This window comes from Providencia sp. PROV073, assembly GCF_033688125.1.
In the GTDB taxonomy this organism is placed as follows: domain Bacteria; phylum Pseudomonadota; class Gammaproteobacteria; order Enterobacterales; family Enterobacteriaceae; genus Providencia; species Providencia hangzhouensis.
This window is the reverse complement of record NZ_CP096353.1, coordinates 712,865-731,537: the sequence shown is the minus strand read 5'-3', so window position 1 is coordinate 731,537 and position 18,673 is coordinate 712,865. Positions and strand designations below refer to the sequence as shown.

General features: G+C 41.1%; 18 protein-coding genes and 1 other annotated feature. Of the genes, 7 read left to right on the top strand and 11 right to left on the bottom strand.

From position 1 onward, the window contains the following. Positions 1-150 precede the first annotated feature (150 nt). Positions 151-342 carry a hypothetical protein gene (locus M1F17_RS03115; RefSeq protein ID WP_004905671.1) on the top strand — a complete coding sequence of 64 codons (192 nt, stop codon included), beginning with the start codon at positions 151-153 and terminating at the stop codon, positions 340-342. 419 nt (positions 343-761) lie between these two features. Further along, positions 762-992, top strand: coding sequence for a hypothetical protein (locus M1F17_RS03110; protein ID WP_036958562.1), 231 nt, complete (start codon positions 762-764; stop codon positions 990-992). Between the two features lie 296 nt (positions 993-1,288). Here M1F17_RS03110 and M1F17_RS03105 read toward each other — a convergent pair. Next, positions 1,289-2,364, bottom strand: a protein-coding gene (locus M1F17_RS03105) for an IS3 family transposase (RefSeq protein WP_413242978.1) whose coding sequence is annotated in 2 segments (ribosomal slippage) — positions 1,289-2,115 and positions 2,115-2,364 — 1,077 coding nt in all. Because the reading frame shifts where the segments join, the coding sequence is not laid out codon by codon here. 40 nt (positions 2,365-2,404) lie between these two features. Between M1F17_RS03105 and M1F17_RS03100 the strand changes: the two genes are divergently transcribed. Continuing rightward, complete coding sequence (locus M1F17_RS03100) at positions 2,405-2,905, top strand: hypothetical protein (protein ID WP_318837233.1); 501 nt, start codon at positions 2,405-2,407, stop codon at positions 2,903-2,905. 126 nt (positions 2,906-3,031) lie between these two features. Here M1F17_RS03100 and thrC read toward each other — a convergent pair whose 3' ends face one another. The 4 genes from thrC to thrL form a co-directional block, all read right to left on the bottom strand. Next, positions 3,032-4,327 (bottom strand): threonine synthase, encoded by a 1,296-nt coding sequence (thrC, locus tag M1F17_RS03095; protein ID WP_318837232.1) that lies wholly within the window; start codon positions 4,325-4,327, stop codon positions 3,032-3,034. Positions 4,328-4,330: 3 nt separating this feature from the next. Beyond that, a complete protein-coding gene (gene thrB, locus M1F17_RS03090; RefSeq protein ID WP_318837231.1) occupies positions 4,331-5,260 on the bottom strand; it encodes a homoserine kinase in 930 nt (309 codons plus the stop codon). Positions 5,261-5,263: 3 nt separating this feature from the next. Beyond that, on the bottom strand, positions 5,264-7,723 hold the full coding sequence (thrA, locus tag M1F17_RS03085; RefSeq protein ID WP_096864560.1) for a bifunctional aspartate kinase/homoserine dehydrogenase I: 2,460 nt from the start codon (positions 7,721-7,723) through the stop codon (positions 5,264-5,266). A 24-nt stretch (positions 7,724-7,747) separates the two neighbouring features. After that, positions 7,748-7,869, bottom strand: a sequence feature (Thr leader region). Next, the gene (gene thrL / locus M1F17_RS22540) at positions 7,808-7,876 is read right to left on the bottom strand and encodes a thr operon leader peptide (protein WP_071548816.1); all 69 of its coding nucleotides are present in this window, start codon (positions 7,874-7,876) and stop codon (positions 7,808-7,810) included. Its footprint overlaps the feature before it by 62 nt. Positions 7,877-8,965: 1,089 nt before the next feature. Between thrL and arcA the strand changes: the two genes are divergently transcribed. Beyond that, complete coding sequence (arcA, locus tag M1F17_RS03080) at positions 8,966-9,682, top strand: two-component system response regulator ArcA (RefSeq protein WP_004905684.1); 717 nt, start codon at positions 8,966-8,968, stop codon at positions 9,680-9,682. A 62-nt stretch (positions 9,683-9,744) separates the two neighbouring features. Here the strand turns inward: arcA and creA are convergent, their stop codons facing one another. Then, positions 9,745-10,221, bottom strand: coding sequence for a protein CreA (creA, locus tag M1F17_RS03075; RefSeq protein ID WP_094961919.1), 477 nt, complete (start codon positions 10,219-10,221; stop codon positions 9,745-9,747). A gap of 185 nt (positions 10,222-10,406) precedes the next feature. Between creA and robA the strand changes: the two genes are divergently transcribed. Then, on the top strand, positions 10,407-11,321 hold the full coding sequence (gene robA, locus M1F17_RS03070) for an MDR efflux pump AcrAB transcriptional activator RobA (protein ID WP_318837230.1): 915 nt from the start codon (positions 10,407-10,409) through the stop codon (positions 11,319-11,321). A gap of 43 nt (positions 11,322-11,364) precedes the next feature. On the opposite strand, the gene gpmB is transcribed toward robA, so the two are convergent. Continuing rightward, entirely contained in the window at positions 11,365-12,012 is a 648-nt protein-coding gene (gene gpmB / locus M1F17_RS03065) for a 2,3-diphosphoglycerate-dependent phosphoglycerate mutase GpmB (protein WP_004905690.1), read from the bottom strand. A 52-nt stretch (positions 12,013-12,064) separates the two neighbouring features. On the opposite strand from gpmB, the gene yjjX reads away from it, so the two are divergent. Beyond that, complete coding sequence (yjjX, locus tag M1F17_RS03060) at positions 12,065-12,601, top strand: inosine/xanthosine triphosphatase (protein WP_004914743.1); 537 nt, start codon at positions 12,065-12,067, stop codon at positions 12,599-12,601. A 489-nt stretch (positions 12,602-13,090) separates the two neighbouring features. On the opposite strand, the gene trpR is transcribed toward yjjX, so the two are convergent. The 4 genes from trpR to M1F17_RS03040 all read right to left on the bottom strand — a co-directional run bounded on the left by trpR (position 13,091) and on the right by M1F17_RS03040 (position 16,597). Then, the gene (gene trpR / locus M1F17_RS03055; protein ID WP_004905694.1) at positions 13,091-13,408 is read right to left on the bottom strand and encodes a trp operon repressor; all 318 of its coding nucleotides are present in this window, start codon (positions 13,406-13,408) and stop codon (positions 13,091-13,093) included. Positions 13,409-13,783: 375 nt separating this feature from the next. After that, entirely contained in the window at positions 13,784-15,697 is a 1,914-nt protein-coding gene (gene sltY / locus M1F17_RS03050) for a murein transglycosylase (RefSeq protein WP_164454971.1), read from the bottom strand. Positions 15,698-15,995: 298 nt separating this feature from the next. Further along, positions 15,996-16,301: a HigA family addiction module antitoxin gene (locus M1F17_RS03045; protein WP_144141484.1), complete on the bottom strand. Its 306-nt coding sequence runs from the start codon at positions 16,299-16,301 to the stop codon at positions 15,996-15,998. 14 nt (positions 16,302-16,315) lie between these two features. Beyond that, a complete protein-coding gene (locus tag M1F17_RS03040; protein ID WP_004905698.1) occupies positions 16,316-16,597 on the bottom strand; it encodes a type II toxin-antitoxin system RelE/ParE family toxin in 282 nt (93 codons plus the stop codon). Between the two features lie 223 nt (positions 16,598-16,820). Here M1F17_RS03040 and ettA point away from each other — a divergent pair, with 223 nt between their 5' ends. Then, on the top strand, positions 16,821-18,488 hold the full coding sequence (gene ettA / locus M1F17_RS03035) for an energy-dependent translational throttle protein EttA (RefSeq protein WP_004914750.1): 1,668 nt from the start codon (positions 16,821-16,823) through the stop codon (positions 18,486-18,488). Positions 18,489-18,673 lie beyond the last annotated feature (185 nt).

Below are 18,673 nucleotides of genomic sequence, written 5' to 3'. Positions count from 1 at the left end.
AAAATTTAGTTATAGACACAACAAATAGATTTTTATTTGACCAATTTCATTTTTTATTACTAAATTGATTGAATATTTATTGAACATCAAGAAAAATAAGTTATTATTTCTAGGCAGTTCATTTCAATACTAACTTTAAAAGGTGATTATATGTTTAAAAAATCAATCATATTTGCATTTTTATTATTTCCAACTCTCTCTTTCGCTACTCCTATTCTTCCTTTCCCACCAGAGCCACCTATCCTAGATATAGACGTAAACGTAGCCTATAACGGGGATGATGATGATGTTTGGTTTAACGTAAAAGGAGATGATGATGATGTTTGGCTGAACATCAAATAAAATTCAGAAGACATCAAACAAAGCTTAAGGTAATTCCCTTCATAATATATAGCCTTATATCCTTTTAATATACTACATTAGGAAACATAGGCCTATATGCTGTTAAAATCAATGGTAAAGTGGAATTGTATTTTAATATATTCCACTTTACTATCCTACCCCATAAAACCCTAATCTTATGATAATTAATTTTAAAACAAAACATTACCTGGCAAATTATTAATTAATTATCTCAAATGATTCATTATTAATAAATCATTTAAAATACGCACAAAAAAAATAAATAATGTTATTTTATATTAACAGTGGACTAAATTTAATTTCACTCTTAGATGAAAATATTAATTACTTATTCAAAATCATGAATTACAATTTCCTTGCAGTTCACTTCAATTTAAACTTTTAATCGAGGATTTTATATGTATAAAGCATCTATTGTCATAGTATCTTTATTATTCCCAATTCTAGCATCTGCAACTTCTTTCCAAGAAAAACATTCTGACAATACTTCGACTTATTCTACTATTTATGAACAAAACCATGGAGGAAATGGAGGGAATGGCGGTCACGGTGGTAATGGAGGAAATGGTGGTAATGGAGGGAATGGCGGCCATGGTGGTAACGGCGGTAATGGCGGCAACGGTAGATAATATATCTCGTCACTAAATATTTCCCTCCTCACTCGATGAGGGGGGAACGGAGGAATTTACCATGTATAAAAATTACATTTCACTTGGCGTCTTATTAATTAGTTCTATTTCATTTTCAGCATACTCTCACTCCTTATTTAATACTCCATCTAATTGTTTATTAAAAAATGAACTCAATATAAATGAAATTAATAATAAAGTATGTTCGATACTCCATGGCCAATATTACTATTCTAAAATGTTTAGCTTTGTAAGTGTAAATACCCCATTTATAACACAGTCATCTCGTAGAATATTTATGCCGCACTTCGGTACTCAAATGGCGTCATGTCATTGAGTGAATCGTGCGGCCGTTCGTTGTTGTATAGCTCAATCCAGTCTTCGGTTATTTGCTTCACTTCGTTCAGGTTGTTGAAAATGTAGCAATTGAGTACATCATCGCGATAAGTTCGGTTAAATCGTTCAATGTATGCGTTTTGATATGGGCAACCGGGTTTAATGTAATCAATCATAATGTCATGTGCTTTTGCCCAATTTACAAACACTTCCGAGGTGAATTCGCTGCCATTATCAACCCGAATTTTCTCAGGGTAACCGTGCCACTCAGCAAGTTGGTCAAGATAGCGTATGACACGCAATGACGGCATGCTGGTCGCAATATCAATACCTAAAACTTCGCGATTAAAGTCATCAATAACGTTAAATGTGCGGAACCTGACTTTGTTGTGTAAGCTGTCACTCATAAAGTCCATTGACCAAGATTTTCCCAATGCATTCGGTGCAGCTAACGGCTCTGGGTTACGGTTGGGCAGTCGCTTTTTGCCTTTGCGTCGCAGGTTCAGTTTTAGCTCCTTATAAACGCGATAAACACGTTTGTGGTTCCAACTGTGGCCTAGCTTTCGAAGGCGTTTAAAGCACTTCGGGAACCCCCACCGATAATGCTTGTCGATTAAAGCATTCAAGGCATCAATGATTTCGTCATCATCGGTCAGCTTTGGCTCGTAATAGTAAGCGGTACGACTGATACCAACCACATGACAGCACTTCACTACGCTTGCGTTATACTGCACCTGTAACTCGTGTGCCCAGACTTTCCGTTCTGCCACAGGCGCTAGAGCTTTTTTATGATGTCTTCTTGCATCTGTGACTTGAGACTCAACTCAGCATACATCTGCTTAAGTCGACGGTTCTCTTCTTCAAGCTCTTTCAAGCGGCGCACATCAGACGCTTCCATACCGCCGTATTTTTCGCGCCATTTATAAAACGTTGAATTACTGATGCCGTACTTACGACAAATATCTTTCACCGGCATACCCGCTTCGGCTTCTTTTAAAATCGCCACAATCTGGCTTTCAGTCATGCGTTTGCTCATCGTAAAACTCCTTTGTTTTAGTTTACAAGAAATTCTACGAGTGAGCTGTATTATTTTACGGGATAGTTACATAAGTTATGGACAAAACGGAAATTCGGGTCACGCTGGAAATGATAGTCAAGGTGGCCATGGTGGTAACGGTGGTCATGGTGGACACGGTGGTGATGGCCAAAATGGAGGGAATGGCGGAACAGGATCAAATAACGGTAATGGTAGCAATGGCGGAAACGCAGAAAAAGGCAGTAATGGCAATGGAGGAAATGGCGGTAATGGCAGTGTAACTGGAGGTGATGGTGGAAATGGCGGTGATGGAGATGGTGGTGGTAGTGGTGGGAACGGCGGGAATGGAACTGTAAATGGCAATGGGGGAAATGGGGGACATGGTGGAACTAATGGTGGTAACGGAGGTAATGGGGGCAACGGCTCTGGTAGTGGTAATGGTGGCAATGGGGGCAATGGTAGCCAAGGAGGAAAAGGAGGACGCGGTGGACCTGATGGCGGTAGAGATGGGCACGATGGTATTAGCATTAGCTCAATGTGACAAATAAATCCGTTAGAAGTGAATAAGTGATGTGGCAATATGAAACCATATAATTATCTTTATAAAAGATGGTATTACCAATAAAAACGGAAGCTTTCGCTTCCGTTTTTCGTACACTTGCAATTTTTATTGCTTAGGTGCTAATTTCATTAAAAATGCGCGTAATTGTGCAAAGTCAGATGGTAAAAAGTGTGAGAGTAGTGGTAGTTCCTCACGCTCTGCTAACTCTTTCGGTAAAGGTATTGCCTTATTAAGAATTTCTTCAACACTTTCTTTAAACTTAGCTGGGTGTGCCGTGCCTAAAAACAGCCCGTATTCACCTTCTTGCAACTGGTCACGAAGCACACGATAAGCAACCGCAGCATGTGGCTCAGATAAATACCCTTTTTTATCTAATTCACGTACTGTCTCTTTAGTCACGTCGTCACTCACCGCTCCATGGCCTAATTCATCAAGGGACCAACCTTTACGGCGGAATAACTCTTCAATACGAGGCCAGTTGTTTGGCTGGCTAACATCCATGGCGTTCGATAATGTTGCCACAGTTTGCTTTGGTTTCCATTGCCCATCAACAAGGTAACGCGGCACAGTGTCATTTACGTTAGTTGCTGCAATAAAGCGTTTAACAGGTAGGCCCATTGATTTAGCTAATAAACCTGCCGTAAGGTCACCAAAATTACCACTCGGAACCGAGATCACTAATTGATCACGTTTTTCTGCTGGGATCTGCGCGACGGCTTCGAAGTAATAACAAATTTGTGCTAACAAACGACTGATATTGATCGAGTTCGCCGAGTTTAAATACAACGCCTTTTTCAGCTCTTCATCATCAAATGATTGTTTTACTAATGCCTGGCATGCATCGAAGTCATCTTTAATCGCAACCGTATGAATATTTTCACCCAGCGTGCAGAAGAGTTTCTCTTGCAGCGGGCTAATTTTTCCTTCTGGATAGAGAATAACAACTTGCACGTTTTTAAGACGATAGAATGCGTGTGCAACCGCGGCTCCTGTATCCCCAGAAGTAGCAGTCAAAATGGTCACCGGCTGCTCACCAGCTACTTGGCCCAATGCCTGAGCCATAAATCTGCCACCGAAGTCTTTAAATGCGAGTGTTGGCCCATGATATAACTCCAACGTTGCTACATCACCTTCAACCTTAGAAACTGGCGCAGGAAAAGCAAACGCGGTTTTAACACGTGCAGCTAATTCTTCTTGTGGAATTTCATCACCAATAAAGGCACTTAAAATTCGGCTGCTACGTGTGACGAAATCTAATTTTAATAATTCGTCGATTTCAGCCGCTGTAAACTCAGGTAAGTCTTGAGGAAAAAATAAACCTTGTTGCTTACCTAACCCCTGCTTAACCGCTTGTGCAAAACTTACTTGTTCATTGTTATCTTTTAAATTATACAGTTTCATTATTTACCCTATTGTCCTTGCCCCGGCCAGATCCAAACGGCAGATATGCACAAAGCCTTCATCATTCTGAATATAATGTTGTTGCAAGTAGCTCGCCATTTTTTCAGCGATATGTTTCTCATCGCAAATAGCAAACAATGTTGGCCCTGAGCCAGAGATACCACAAGCCAATGCACCGATTTCTTTTGCATTTTGACGTGCTGCCGCAAAACCGGGTAATAATTGTGTACGATAAGGTTCTGCGACAACATCTTGGATCATCGTTGCGGCAAGTAACGGCTGGTTTGTATGGCATGCATGAATAAACCCTGATAAGTATCGGCCATGGTTTACTATATCGTGGCGTGGATAGCTATCAGGCAGGATCGCACGCGCTTCTGCTGTCGATACCTTAATTCCAGGGTAAGCCATAACCCAATACCAATTTTCAAATGCAGGTACAGGCTGAGAAATAATGCCATTTTGTTCGATAATCAGCTGCAAACCACCTAAAAAACACGGTGCGACGTTATCATAGTGCACACTTCCTGAAATACGCCCTTCGAGCTCCCCCATCATGCCAAGCAGTTGAGTATCATCGAATGGTTTCTCTGCAAATTCGTTAAGCGCCATCAGTGCAGCGACAACAGAACAGGCGCTAGAACCGAGCCCTGAACCAATTGGCATATTTTTTTCAAGCGTCATCGCGACATTTAATGGCCTACCAAGGCGCTCACAAAACAACTGCCAGCACTGGTAAACAATATTGTGTTCATTTTTTTCCGGCAGCTTAGCAACGAATTTTCCTTGATTCGTCAGGGAAAAAGTATCCGCAGCTTCAATTGTTACACAATCACCTAATAGTGAACCGTCAGCAGGCGAAACAGCTGCCCCAAGGACATCAAACCCGACGCTCACATTACCAATTGAAGCCGGTGCATAAACTTTAATCACTTATTAAACTCCCAATTTCCATGAAAGGGTACGCAGCATATCCGCAAATACACCAGCAGCAGTAACATCATTACCTGCGCCATAACCTCTTAATACTAAAGGAATTGGTTGGTAATAGCGTGTATAGAAAGCCAGTGCATTTTCACCATTTTTAACCTTGAAGAGTGGGTCATTGCCATCAACAGCGACGATTTTCACTTGGCAGCGCCCTTCTTCAATCAGCCCAACATAGCGTAACACTTTTTCTTCCGCTTCTGCGGCTTTTATACGCTGTGCAAATTGCTCGTCCAGTTGTGGCAAACGTGCCATAAACTCAGAAACAGGGCCACTGCTATCAAAGTCCGAAGGTAAAACAGGTTCAATTTCAATATCTTGCAATTCTAAATGATAACCCGCTTCACGCGCTAAAATTAATAATTTACGCGCAACATCCATACCTGATAAATCATCACGAGGATCTGGTTCTGTGAAACCTTTTTCTTTCGCAAGTGTTGTGGCTTCTGATAAAGACATACCTTCGTCTAATTTACCAAAAATGAATGATAAAGAGCCTGATAAAATTCCGCTAAAGTGAACCAGTTCATCCCCTGCATTCAGTAAGTTTTGTAGGTTTTCAATAACTGGCAACCCTGCACCTACGTTAGTGTCATAGAGGAATTTACGTTTTGAGGTTTCACTTGCCGCACGTAATTGATGGTAGTAATCCATCGATAATGTATTGGCTTTTTTATTCGGTGTAACCACATTAAAGCCGTCTTTCAAGAAATTGACATACTGCTCTGCGATTTCCTGATTTGATGTGCAATCAATAATGACAGGGTTCAAGAAATGGTATTCACGTTCTAAGCGAATTAAACGGCTTAAACTAAATGGCTCTTTCGCTTCCGCTAGCTCCGCTTTCCAGTTATCTAAATCAATCCCTTGCATATCCGTTAACATTGCACGTGAATTTGCAATACCACATACACGCAGATCAATATGCTTTTGTTTTAACCATTGTTGCTGGCGGTGAATTTGTTCAATTAATGCATTACCAACACCACCCACACCGATGATAAAGGCTTCGATAACTTGCTCTGCATTAAATAGCATTTGGTGACATAAGCGTACCGCTGTTGTGGCAGACTCATTGGCAATAACGGCAGAAATAGAACGTTCAGAAGACCCCTGTGCGATAGCGACAATGTTGATGTTACCGCGAGTTAAAGCCGAGAAGAAACGCGCCGAAATGCCCTTCAAAGTGCGCATTCCATCCCCCACAACTGAAATAATCGCTAACTGCTCCATCACATCCAGTGGATCAAGTACGCCATCTTTCAGCTCTAAGTAAAATTCTTCTTCCAGTGCAGCGCGAGCTCTCACTAACTCATTTTGCGGAACACAAAAACTAATACTGTATTCCGATGAAGACTGTGTGATCAGAACGACAGAGATCCCTTTGCGAGACATGACGGAGAAAATGCGAGCTGCCATCCCCACCATCCCCTTCATTCCGGGGCCGGATACGTTGATCATCGCCATGTTATTCAGATTGGTGATCCCTTTCACTGGCGTGCTCTCATCGGTTTGCCCATCACCAATTAAAGTACCTGGAGCGCTTAAATTAGTGGTGTTTTTTATCAGGCAAGGGATTTGGAATTGAGCAATTGGGGCGATGGTACGAGGGTGAAGGACTTTGGCTCCGAAGTAGGATAACTCCATGGCCTCTTGGTATGACATACCTTTTAACAAACGCGCATCAGGCACCAAACGCGGGTCACAAGTATAGACCCCATCAACATCAGTCCAAATTTCACAACAATCAGCACGTAAGCAGGCCGCTAAAACCGCAGCAGAATAATCAGACCCATTACGGCCTAATACTACTAATTCACCTTTTTCATTACCCGCTGTGAAACCTGCCATTAAAACAAAATGATCTTTCGGTATATTTAAATCGGCAATACGTTTAGTTGACTCATTTATATCAACCGTAGATTCAAGATAATGACCTTTCGCGAGTAAGCTCTCAACTGGGTTAATAACCGTCACATTATGGCCGCGTGCTTTTAGCACTGATTCCATAATGGCGATAGAGAGCTTTTCACCACGGCAGATAATTGATGCGTTAATGCTGTCCGGACATTGCCCGAGAAGAGTAATACCATGCAGTACTTGTTTGATTTGTGCGAATTCTTGTTCTGTCAGTTTTTTTAACCGATCATATTCAAAACCAGGTTGTTTTTCTTTTAATCCTTTTAAAAGGTTAGCAAAAATCATTTCAGCATCATTAACATGCGTGATGACATCTTGTCCTGCAACCGTTTTTTCAATCATAGCAACCAGATGGTTTGTGATTTTTGCTGGTGCAGATAGCACCAAAGCCACTTGTCCATCTGCTAGTTTACTTTCAGCGATGTCAGCAACATTCAGTACTCGTTCGTCATTTGCAACCGAAGTACCGCCAAATTTAAGCACACGCATGGTATTTCTCTCCTGAATTAACACCAAAAAAAAGCCCGCATCGGTTAAGTATGCGGGCTTTTTCATTTTTATTTTTTGGATGCGTCAGCCCGCCCCGTTTCCTGTGGTTACGGTGGTGGTGGTAATAATAATAGTCAGGCTGATATTACGCATAGATTCTGTCTGTCTCTTAGATTCTTTAAGTTTCTCTCTATACGGTTAAAGCAATTGGTATATTTTGTCAAATTTATTTGCAAAACATCCCTTTTATCTCCCTTTTTTTATTCGATAAATTATCTACCAGCACGAAAAACTCATCCACAAAAAGACACTCATTACATCAAATGCAGTGTTAAAAACCAAGATAACAAATATTTAAAGATTAATAATTTTTTACTCAATAAAAAACCAAAATGACTATTAAATAGGCAATAGAGATAGCCTTCAGTAATTTCCTGTGAAGAGAATCAAGATGAGAAGATGAGCAACAACGACCAGCTTAATTGATGCATTTAGCAGCTATATTTCTTATCATTTACCCCCATGTTCATCAATATATGAGCGCCAATAGCAACAGATTACACAGGTACGTATTAATACTTAGCCTCATGACTTTTTCATTCGTTTAAATTACAAACAGATGCTATGGAATTGTTAAAAAATAGTCACATCAAAACAAAATAAGTATTTTTCCTAATTAAATGAAACAAAAAATTACAGACTAAATATTTACATCCCGTTATCTCTAACAAGATAAATTTTTCACCTTTTTTTGTAGCAAAATAACATTTCAAAATTGGAGGTAGGTCACAAATTAAACATTATTTATGATGGTATATTTAACCCATTGAAGACTATATTCATTAATACCCAGCCGAAGCCCCCTTGGGTATCAACTATTCCCCTTTTTTAGACGCTATCTGATTCCTAAACACTGCATTAATTTATATAATTATCTACCTAACAATTTTTGTTAACGTGCTACAATTGATTTTGATATGTATCAACAAAAGTTAGTTTTTTAGGTGGTAAATGCAGTATTAGCTGTTATATTGCTGTTAACAGTACAATATTGGGAAAGTGCTTATATTTTGGCTTGTTGTTAAAGTCTTTTGCCCAAGATGGCAACATAATGGCACTATTGAATTTCAAAACAAATTTATACTCATAAACGTGTTTTTCCAGAGAAAAATATCAATAACCACCTAACTGGAAACGGCTTGTGAGTTCAGTATTTTTATTTTAATACTTTAGGTAGCAACTATGCAGACCCCACACATTTTGATTGTTGAAGATGAAATTGTCACACGCAATACGCTTAAAAGCATATTTGAAGCGGAAGGCTATGTGGTTCATGAGGCAACTGATGGCGAAGAGATGAATAATGTTCTCTCTGAGCATGACATCAATTTAGTCATCATGGATATTAATTTACCAGGTAAAAACGGTTTACTACTTGCTCGCGAACTTCGTGAACAAGAAAGCATTGCGTTAATGTTCTTAACAGGACGTGATAACGAAGTCGATAAAATCCTTGGCCTTGAAATTGGTGCTGATGACTATATCACTAAACCATTTAACCCACGTGAACTGACTATTCGTGCGCGCAACCTACTGTCTCGTACTATGAATTTAGCGGGTGGTACGGAAGAACGTCGTTTAGTGGAAAGCTATAAGTTTAATGGTTGGGAATTAGACATCAACAGCCGTTCATTAGTCAGCCCTGCTGGTGAACACTACAAATTACCACGTAGTGAATTCCGTGCGATGCTACATTTCTGTGAAAACCCAGGAAAAATTCAGACTCGCGCAGACCTGCTGAAGAAAATGACAGGCCGTGAATTGAAACCACATGATAGAACTGTTGACGTAACGATCCGTCGTATTCGTAAACATTTTGAATCAACACCTGATACGCCAGAAATCATTGCAACCATCCACGGTGAAGGCTATCGCTTTTGCGGTGATTTAGACGAATAATCAATTTTGAATTGATATTCAAAAAACCGGCTAAATAGCCGGTTTTTTATCATCTAAATTAATCACCAAGGCATAATTGGTACTGCACTTAACGCATTTTTTGGTGAGCCGTCGATCATCTTATCTGAATAAGTCAAATAAATTAATGCATTACGTTTTGGATCGTAAAAGCGTACAACTTGTAATTTTTTGAATACTAAAGACGTTCGTTTTTGAAAGACAACTTGCCCTTTCGTCGGTTTGCGTTTGACACGGTCATTTAACTCGATCGGCCCAACTTGCTGACATGAAATGGCAGCATCAGAGGTGTCTTCTGCTAAACCTAAGCCCCCTTTGATCCCCCCTGTTTTTGAACGACTTAAATAACAAGTCACATTGTCAACATCAGGGTCATCAAATGCTTCAACAACAATTTTATGATCAGGGCCGAAAATTTTAAAAACAGTATCGACTGAACCAATTTCCTCAGCAAATGTGATGCTCGGCAACACTGATAATAATGCCGCAAGTATGATATTTTTTAATCTGGAACAACGCATACTGAATTTCCTATTCAACTAAAAATCGATAAAACCTCGTAGTGGCACAAGATTTATTATTCACTTTCTTAACTAATTATCAAATACAACTCATTTACTATAAACGAAAAAGATAACTTGATATAGAATAGCAATTCATTGATAGATTATATCTGTTCTATAAGTCGCATTGGCTGGGGATATACATGGATCAAACTAATATTATTCGCGACTTGCTTCGCTGGATAGATGACAATCTGGATAAACCACTCTCGCTAGATAATGTTGCCGCAAAAGCGGGCTACTCTAAGTGGCATTTACAAAGAATGTTCAAAGAGGTGACAGACCAAGCGATTGGGGCTTATATTCGAGCTAGAAGGCTTTCTCGTGCAGCGGTTGCATTGCGGCTAACAAGCCGACCAATTCTTGATATTGCTCTGCAGTATCGATTTGATTCGCAACAAACTTTTACTCGAGCCTTTAAAAAGCAATTTAACCTAACTCCAGCGTTTTATCGTCGGAGTGAAGAATGGTGCGCTGCAGGTATTTGCCCACCGATTATTTTAGATAATCACACCAATATTGAACATGAATTCCTACAAATGCCAGCACAAGAGCTGGTTGGCTTGGAACAAAGTTGCTCTTATGCACTAGAAGAGTGGCCGACCGCTTGTTCCCAAATGCGCCAAACATTTTGGCACTACTATTTGGATAATACGACGACTATTGCGTCTGAAGTTTTTGGCTTGCACCATGCCATTCATAATCCAGAAAAAGAAGATGAACAAACGGTATTCTATACCACTGCGGTAAAACCTGAGGATGCGAGTTTTAACACTGACCAGTACACGAGTTTAACGTTACCAAGTGGCCATTATGTTAAATTTTCGTTCAATGGGACGCCAACTCGAGATGCATTACAAGAGTTTTTGTACCAAATTTATGGCGTATATTTGCCTAAGCTGAATTTAACGCGTCGACCAGGTTATGATATCGAACATTATCGATTAAAAAACATCGATTTACGTCATATCACCCCAGAAAATGATGACCCCAAGACACACATCGATACCTTTGATTATTATGTACCAATCAAAACAGGTTCGACCATAACCCCTTAAAGCAGAGGAGTTTCAGTTTGTTGAAACTCCTTTTTCTAAATAGTTAACCTTGTTGCTCATCGAGAGCTGGCTGCGATAAGTGTGTAACCTCACCGGCTGTTTCAACTATCCAACCATTCGCAAGCCATGGGCTATTTTGGTAATCAACACGAGATAACGAACAGTTACGTAAACGTAGACGGCGTTCTGAATAGGCAGGAACCCCCATAATACGGCTAATTAACGTACTTAGCGCAATACCATGGCTAACAATCAGTGGGCGGCTACCTTCAGGCAAATCTAAACAGCTATTTAGTGCTGCAAACATACGTGTATACAGCTCCTCCATTGATTCACCCTCTGGAATTCGTCCTCCACGAGTCCCATCAATTAAGCTTTTGCGCCACTGTTCTTCCTCTGGCGTTAACGACTCTATTGCTCTTTGTTCAAGAACGCCCATATTTAGTTCACGTAGACGCGGTTCTGTGGTAATTTCACATTCGCATACACTTGCAATTATTTGTGCAGTTTCCAGTGTGCGTCCCATATCACTAGTGATAATATGGGTAATGCCTTCTGACTTTATCCTCTCAGCCACCTGCCTTGCTTGCAGTCGTCCAGTGGCGGTCAGAGGGCTATCGGATTGTCCCTGGATGCGACGAGCTAAATTCCATTCAGTTTCGCCATGGCGAACAAGATAAACCTGTAACATAGATGTGTTCCGTTATTACTTTTCGAAGTATGTGTTCAAAGGAAAATAATTAATGTACCAAGTTATAGCTGCAACGACTAATCCTGCCAAAATTAAAGCGATTCATCTTGCTTTCGATGCTGTTTTTGGGGCTGGCAGTTATCAAATTGAAGATATTAATGTCGATAGCAGTGTTCCACAGCAACCTATCGGTAATAATGAAACCCGTACTGGGGCTAGACAGCGCGTTATGGCCTCTAGGCAAGTTCGCCCCGAAGCGGATTTTTGGGTTGGTATTGAAGCAGGTATCGAAGACGATATGACATTTGCTTGGATAGTGATTGAGCATAAGCAAATACGCGGCGAATCTCGCTCTGCCAGTATTATGATCCCAGAAAAAATTCTGGCGGGTATTCGTGAAGGCCGCGAACTCGGTGATGAAATGGCCTTTTTAACAGGCATCGATAATATCAAACAACAAGGTGGTGCCATTGGTTTTTTCACTGATGGGGTATTAACTCGCACTAGTGTTTACCAACAAGCCTTGATATTGGCCTTAGTTCCCATTAAGCATGAAATTTATAAAGAGCTAAACCAAGTAGAAGATTAATTATACTTAAAATAATTAAAATTGCATGTGCGATTAAACACCACTCTTTTCACACTAAAGTATGGGAAACCATACTTTTTTTGTACCTATTTACCTGAAATATACATCCCTTTCATATTCTAAATAGTTCGGATTGTGGGAAAAAAGCGGCAAGAGAGCAGCAGCATACACAAGTATGTGACTAGGGCGAATGAACTAAGCCAACCCCCCTACAAATTGAAATATAAAAATATGAATACTCAAAATAGTTCGAATTGTAGGTCGGCGGCAAGTGATGCTAAGCCCTAGGAGCATACACAAGTATGTGACTAGGGTTAGCAAACGTAGCCAACACCCCTACAATTTGAAATACAATAAATACCAATACGCTAAATAGTTTGGGTTGTGGCTAGGCGGCAAGTGAGGTTATCCCGATGAGCATACACAAGTATGCGATTCGGGTAACCGAATGCAGCCAACAACGCCACAGCGCAAAATATGACGCGTATTTTAGAGAAGTTGCTGCTCTAACCACTCCTTCACAGAAATAGGCGCTGACTTTAAGCTATTCGAACCCCGAGTAATAGTTGCTATTCCCACTCCTAGCTCATTTTTCAGTTCTCTTTGGCTCATTTCACCGCGCATCAGTTCTTGTACAATTTTAACGCGAGTCGCTAACGCTGTACGCTCATCTGGCGTGAGTAATAACTGAAGAACTGGCAGATGAATATCTTGTTCAAATGCCAATTGTAATAAATTCACAAAGCGCAGCCAGTCAGCGTTCTCATCGGCAGTCAGCGCCGGGTCATGTTGTTGATTTGCTGTCATCGTTTATCCACCCATACTATTTAACTAGTACAAATAATAACACACTCTTATTAGAAATCATCAACCAAACGCTTTTCAAGCTTCAACAATACAAAAAATAACCAAATTTCATTTAGTTACTGCGTTAATACGCTAAATAGTTTGAGTTGTGACTAGGCGACCAGCGAGGATAGCTCGGGGAGCATACACCTGTATGCAACTAAAGCTAACATACGAAGCCCCTATAAATCGAAATATAAAAATATGAATACTCAAAATAGTTCGGATTGTAGGTAGGCGGCAAGTGATGCTAAGCCCTAGGAGCATACACAAGTATGTGACTAGGGTTAGCAAACGTAGCCAACACCCCTACAATTCGAAATATGAAGAGTATTTTTAGTATTTCATATTCCATTCATTCGAAAGCAACACCTTACTATTCTTCTGCCCCATAAAATGTCGATAAAATAAATCATACGATAGAACATTTTTCACATAACCGCGGGTTTCTGAGAACGGGATGCTTTCAACAAATGCGACTGCATCAATACGCCCACCACTGTTACCTAACCAACGAGTCACACGGGATGGGCCTGCATTATAAGCCGCACTGGCTAAAATACGGTTATTACCAAATTGCTGATAAACATCTTCCAGATACGCCGTCCCTAGTTCAATATTGGTCGTAGGATTGGTCAACTGGCTCGCATTCACATAATTAATACCTTGCTTTTGTGCGGTATGTTTTGCTGTCGCTGGCATCAACTGCATCAAACCTGTCGCACCAACGGGCGAGCGAGCTTGTGGGTTCCATGCACTTTCTTGGCGAGCAATGGCCATTGCATAGCTTTTTTGAATATCTTTCGACTTGGTATATAAATTGAATTCTTTATCCCATGCTAATGGGAAACGTTCTTCTAGGTGATCCCAAAGTTTAGCTGTGATAGTCGCTTGAACACTGAGGTCAGCCCATTTATTATCAAACGCATAACGAGCCAATTGCTCTTGCTGGTTTGCTGGAAGCGATGCCACTAAACTCACCCATTCAGAACGAGCGAGGTTGTCTAGCTCCCAATACATTAACTCTCTAACCCGCTGAACTTCTGGGAGTTTATTAATGCTTGAGTCTGGCTTAACGGCCGTTTTAACGTATACAGGGTAATCTACTTCTAAGACTTGTGCTGCAACCATTGGGTAGAAACCGCGTTTTTCAGTTAATTGGCGAAGTAACGTCTCACCTTCTGCTTTTTTACCTGCATCAATTAACGTGATGGCCTGCCAATATTGCCACTCTTCTTTATTTTTCACTTCCGCTGGCAAGCGTTTTAACCATGACGCGACACCGGTTTTATCACCAGCTCCCAACGCTAAACGAACACGACGCTCTTTCAATGACGATGAATTGCTTTCTTGAATGGTCTCATCACGCCATTGGGCCTGTTCAGGGGTCACATCACCCATATATTGCCAAGCAATACTGTCTTTAAGTAACTGCTTTTCTGCCATATTCATTTTTTGTGCAGAACTTATGCTATTAAGTACTGTACGAGCCGCATCAGGAGATTGGCGCGCATAACGGCTAAAGGCCGCGATGGTGGCTTGGCGAGTAAAATCCGTTGGCGTCATCGTTTTAGCGAATGTCACGACTGAGGCTGGGTCATTTTGTAATTTCACTAGCGCATCACCAATCGTTTTATAACTGGTTGGTAAGCGTTTTGCTAAATAACTAGCAATCGATGTATTGCCCTCTTTTATGGCTAAATTAATACGTTCAAGGGTCATCTCAGGGGTTAAATAACCCGCTTTTTCCCATTCGTTAAATAATTTATCACAAGCACTCGGCATTGAACGGCCATTTAACCAAGCTTTTTCTGCCCCTTGCCAAGCAACTTGTTTATTTCCCACAGCCCAATTAGCAAAATAAAAATTACATTGGGCTTCGGCAGGTTTTGGCGCCTCAGGGCTAAATTCAAGCAGCGATTTCCACTCTTGGCGGCGAGCTAGTTCGTTGACAAAGCGTGTTTTGAGATTTTTAGCGACAGGCAAGGTTGGGTAGGTATTAATAAACTCCTGAACTTGTCGTGGCGAGATAATATCCAAGTCTTGAGTTAACTCACGATAAGCGAGATAAGGGTAAAGTGGGTAATCATGCAAGGTCGGCAGCAAGCGCTCGACTTCATCCATTTTATTGGCATCCCATGCAACCTTAATTGCCTGATAACGCTCCCGTTGTGCCTGTAAGGAATCCGCCCATACTGCGCTGGAAACCAGCAACATTGTCACAGGTACTGCCGCTAACCAACCTTTCATATTCACTCGCTCCATCGCTAAACTAAAGTCAAAATACAGGAAAGACCTTAACCTATATATACCCCAAATAATTCGAGTTACAGGCCAGCGACAAGCGAAGATAGACAGGGAGCATAGATAAACTATGCGACTCGGCTAGCTGAGCGTAGTCACTTATACCTCAACGAAAAGCGCTGCGACTTGAAGGATTATGGGTATATTAAACATATATCAATAATGTTAATGCTACCGAAAGTTTTTATTTAGTAACAGCAGAGAGTTCTTGAATTTTTCGACTTTACAGTCTTTTACGTACCATTCAGTCCATGAATGACTTACAACCTTCCCTCCGCGGAAATAAAGGTTTAATGGCGGGGCGTTTTTCCAAAGAAGCTCGCCAAAGTTCATACTGGGCTTGCATCTCAACCCACATTTCAGCACTGGTTCCGAGTGCCATTTCTAATCGTATCGCCATATCTGCCGAAATACCGCTATTACCGTTGAGAATACGCGAGAGAGTTGTACGTGTTACCTCCAATGCTTTTGCAGCTTCAGTGACTGAAATACCCTCTAAATATTCACGTAAAACGATACCCGGATGTACTGGATTATGCATTTTGCTCATTATGTTCACCTTACTTAATGATAATCTTGATAATCAACGAGAATGGCATCTTCACCCTCAAATTTAAATGTGAGTCGCCAGTTTCCATTCACTGATATTGCCCAATGATGCTGCAAATCTCCCCGTTTTAATTGATGGAGATTCCAACTTGGTGCAGACATATCTTGTGGTTTTTTAGCAACATTGAGCGCAGTCAGTTGTACCCGTAACTTTGTTATGTGCTTCGATTGAATACCAGACGTAATGCCCATTTTAAAAAAGTGTTCAATTCCTTTATGTTTAAAACTTTTTATCATGGCCAACTCCTTGTATAGCGTATAGACACACTATACACCCACAAATTGATAATAGAAAGTCATCAAGCTTGTATCACTGAGAGGGATGGATGATCTTCTGATGTTCAGGTATAGTTCTAGAAAATTATATAGCTGTTTATTAAATGCTTTTCAGCCTAAGCTTGTTAAAGCAAAAATAGACTAAAAAACTAAAATTCCCTTTACAAATCAAAAGGTAAATAAATTGGCTCAATACGTCTACAGTATGTATCGGGTTGGAAAAATTGTTCCACCGAAACGTCATATTTTAAAAAATATCTCTCTGAGCTTCTTTCCGGGGGCTAAGATCGGTGTTTTAGGTCTTAACGGTGCCGGTAAATCAACGTTACTGCGTATTATGGCGGGTATTGATACCGATATTGAAGGTGAAGCACGTCCACAACCGGGTCTGAAAATCGGTTATCTTCCGCAAGAACCGAAGCTAAACCTTGAGCACACCGTACGCGAAGCTGTTGAAGAAGCGGTTAGCGAAGTGAAAAATGCATTAACACGCTTAGACGAAGTTTATGCAGCTTACGCGGAAGAAGGGGCAGATTTCGATAAACTCGCGAAAGAGCAAGGCGAGTTAGAAGCCATTATCTCCGCACAAGATGGTCATAATTTAGACAACCAATTAGAGCGAGCGGCGGATGCACTGCGCCTGCCAGCTTGGGATGCTAAAATTGAAAACCTTTCTGGGGGTGAACGTCGTCGTGTCGCCATTTGCCGCTTACTACTCGAAAAACCCGATATGTTGCTGCTCGATGAGCCAACCAACCACTTGGATGCCGAGTCTGTTGCCTGGTTAGAGCGTTTCTTACACGACTACGAAGGTACTGTTGTGGCTATCACGCATGACCGTTACTTCTTAGATAACGTCGCGGGTTGGATCCTCGAACTTGACCGTGGTGAAGGTATTCCTTGGGAAGGTAACTACTCTTCTTGGCTTGAGCAAAAAGATGAACGTTTGGCGCAAGAAGCCTCTACAGAAGCCGCTCGTCGTAAATCTATCGAAAAAGAGCTTGAGTGGATCCGCCAAAATCCAAAAGGCCGTCAGGCTAAAGGTAAGGCGCGTTTGGCTCGATTTGAAGAACTCAATAGCGTGGAATATCAAAAACGTAATGAAACCAGCGAACTCTTTATTCCACCTGGACCACGTTTAGGGGATAAAGTTATCGAGGTTGAAAACCTAAGTAAATCCTATGGTGATCGTGTTCTGATTGATAACCTGAATTTCTCAATCCCGAAAGGGGCAATTGTGGGAATTATCGGTCCTAACGGTGCAGGTAAATCCACTCTGTTCCGTATGATATCGGGCCAAGAGCAACCGGACTCTGGCTCAATCACGTTAGGTGACACCGTGAAAATTGCCTCTGTTGACCAGTTCCGTGATGCGATGGACGACAGCAAAACTGTCTGGGAAGAAATTTCTAACGGCCAAGACATCATGCGTATTGGTAACTTTGAAATTCCAAGTCGCGCTTATGTGGGTCGCTTTAACTTTAAAGGCGTTGACCAAGGTAAACGTGTTGGTGAGTTATCTGGTGGTGAACGTGGCCGTTTACACTTAGCCAAATTACTGCAAGTGGGCGGTAACGTCCTGTTACTCGATGAACCAACCAACGACCTCGACGTTGAAACTTTACGTGCGCTGGAAAACGCCCTGTTAGAGTTCCCGGGCTGTGCCATGGTTATTTCCCATGACCGTTGGTTCCTTGACCGTATTGCAACGCATATCATTGATTACCAAGACGAAGGTAATATTACGTTCTTCGAAGGTAACTTCTCTGAATATGAAGATTACAAAAAACGGACGTTAGGCGCGGAAGCGTTGCAGCCACATCGTATGAAGTATAAGCGTATGACCAAATAATCCCTGTCATAATTTAGAATTATAGCGGTGTTGGCTGCTTTCGTGAGCCCTAGTCACATACTGGTGTATGCTCCTAGGGACTCACTCTCTTGCCGCCTACCTATAATTCAAATTATTTAAGGGATCGATATCATATAGATAGAATCAAAACGGCATCATTCGATGCCGTTTTTCATTGGGTGACT

Excerpts from the sequence above, each read along its gene's own strand:
- M1F17_RS03115 (WP_004905671.1), top strand. The coding sequence starts at position 151 with ATGTTTAAAAAATCAATCATATTTGCATTTTTATTATTTCCAACTCTC.
- M1F17_RS03110 (WP_036958562.1), top strand. The coding sequence starts at position 762 with ATGTATAAAGCATCTATTGTCATAGTATCTTTATTATTCCCAATTCTA.
- thrC (WP_318837232.1), bottom strand. The coding sequence starts at position 4,327 with ATGAAACTGTATAATTTAAAAGATAACAATGAACAAGTAAGTTTTGCA.
- thrA (WP_096864560.1), bottom strand. The coding sequence starts at position 7,723 with ATGCGTGTGCTTAAATTTGGCGGTACTTCGGTTGCAAATGACGAACGA.
- arcA (WP_004905684.1), top strand. The coding sequence starts at position 8,966 with ATGCAGACCCCACACATTTTGATTGTTGAAGATGAAATTGTCACACGC.
- creA (WP_094961919.1), bottom strand. The coding sequence starts at position 10,221 with ATGCGTTGTTCCAGATTAAAAAATATCATACTTGCGGCATTATTATCA.
- robA (WP_318837230.1), top strand. The coding sequence starts at position 10,407 with ATGGATCAAACTAATATTATTCGCGACTTGCTTCGCTGGATAGATGAC.
- gpmB (WP_004905690.1), bottom strand. The coding sequence starts at position 12,012 with ATGTTACAGGTTTATCTTGTTCGCCATGGCGAAACTGAATGGAATTTA.
- yjjX (WP_004914743.1), top strand. The coding sequence starts at position 12,065 with ATGTACCAAGTTATAGCTGCAACGACTAATCCTGCCAAAATTAAAGCG.
- trpR (WP_004905694.1), bottom strand. The coding sequence starts at position 13,408 with ATGACAGCAAATCAACAACATGACCCGGCGCTGACTGCCGATGAGAAC.
- sltY (WP_164454971.1), bottom strand. The coding sequence starts at position 15,697 with ATGAAAGGTTGGTTAGCGGCAGTACCTGTGACAATGTTGCTGGTTTCC.
- M1F17_RS03045 (WP_144141484.1), bottom strand. The coding sequence starts at position 16,301 with ATGAGCAAAATGCATAATCCAGTACATCCGGGTATCGTTTTACGTGAA.
- M1F17_RS03040 (WP_004905698.1), bottom strand. The coding sequence starts at position 16,597 with ATGATAAAAAGTTTTAAACATAAAGGAATTGAACACTTTTTTAAAATG.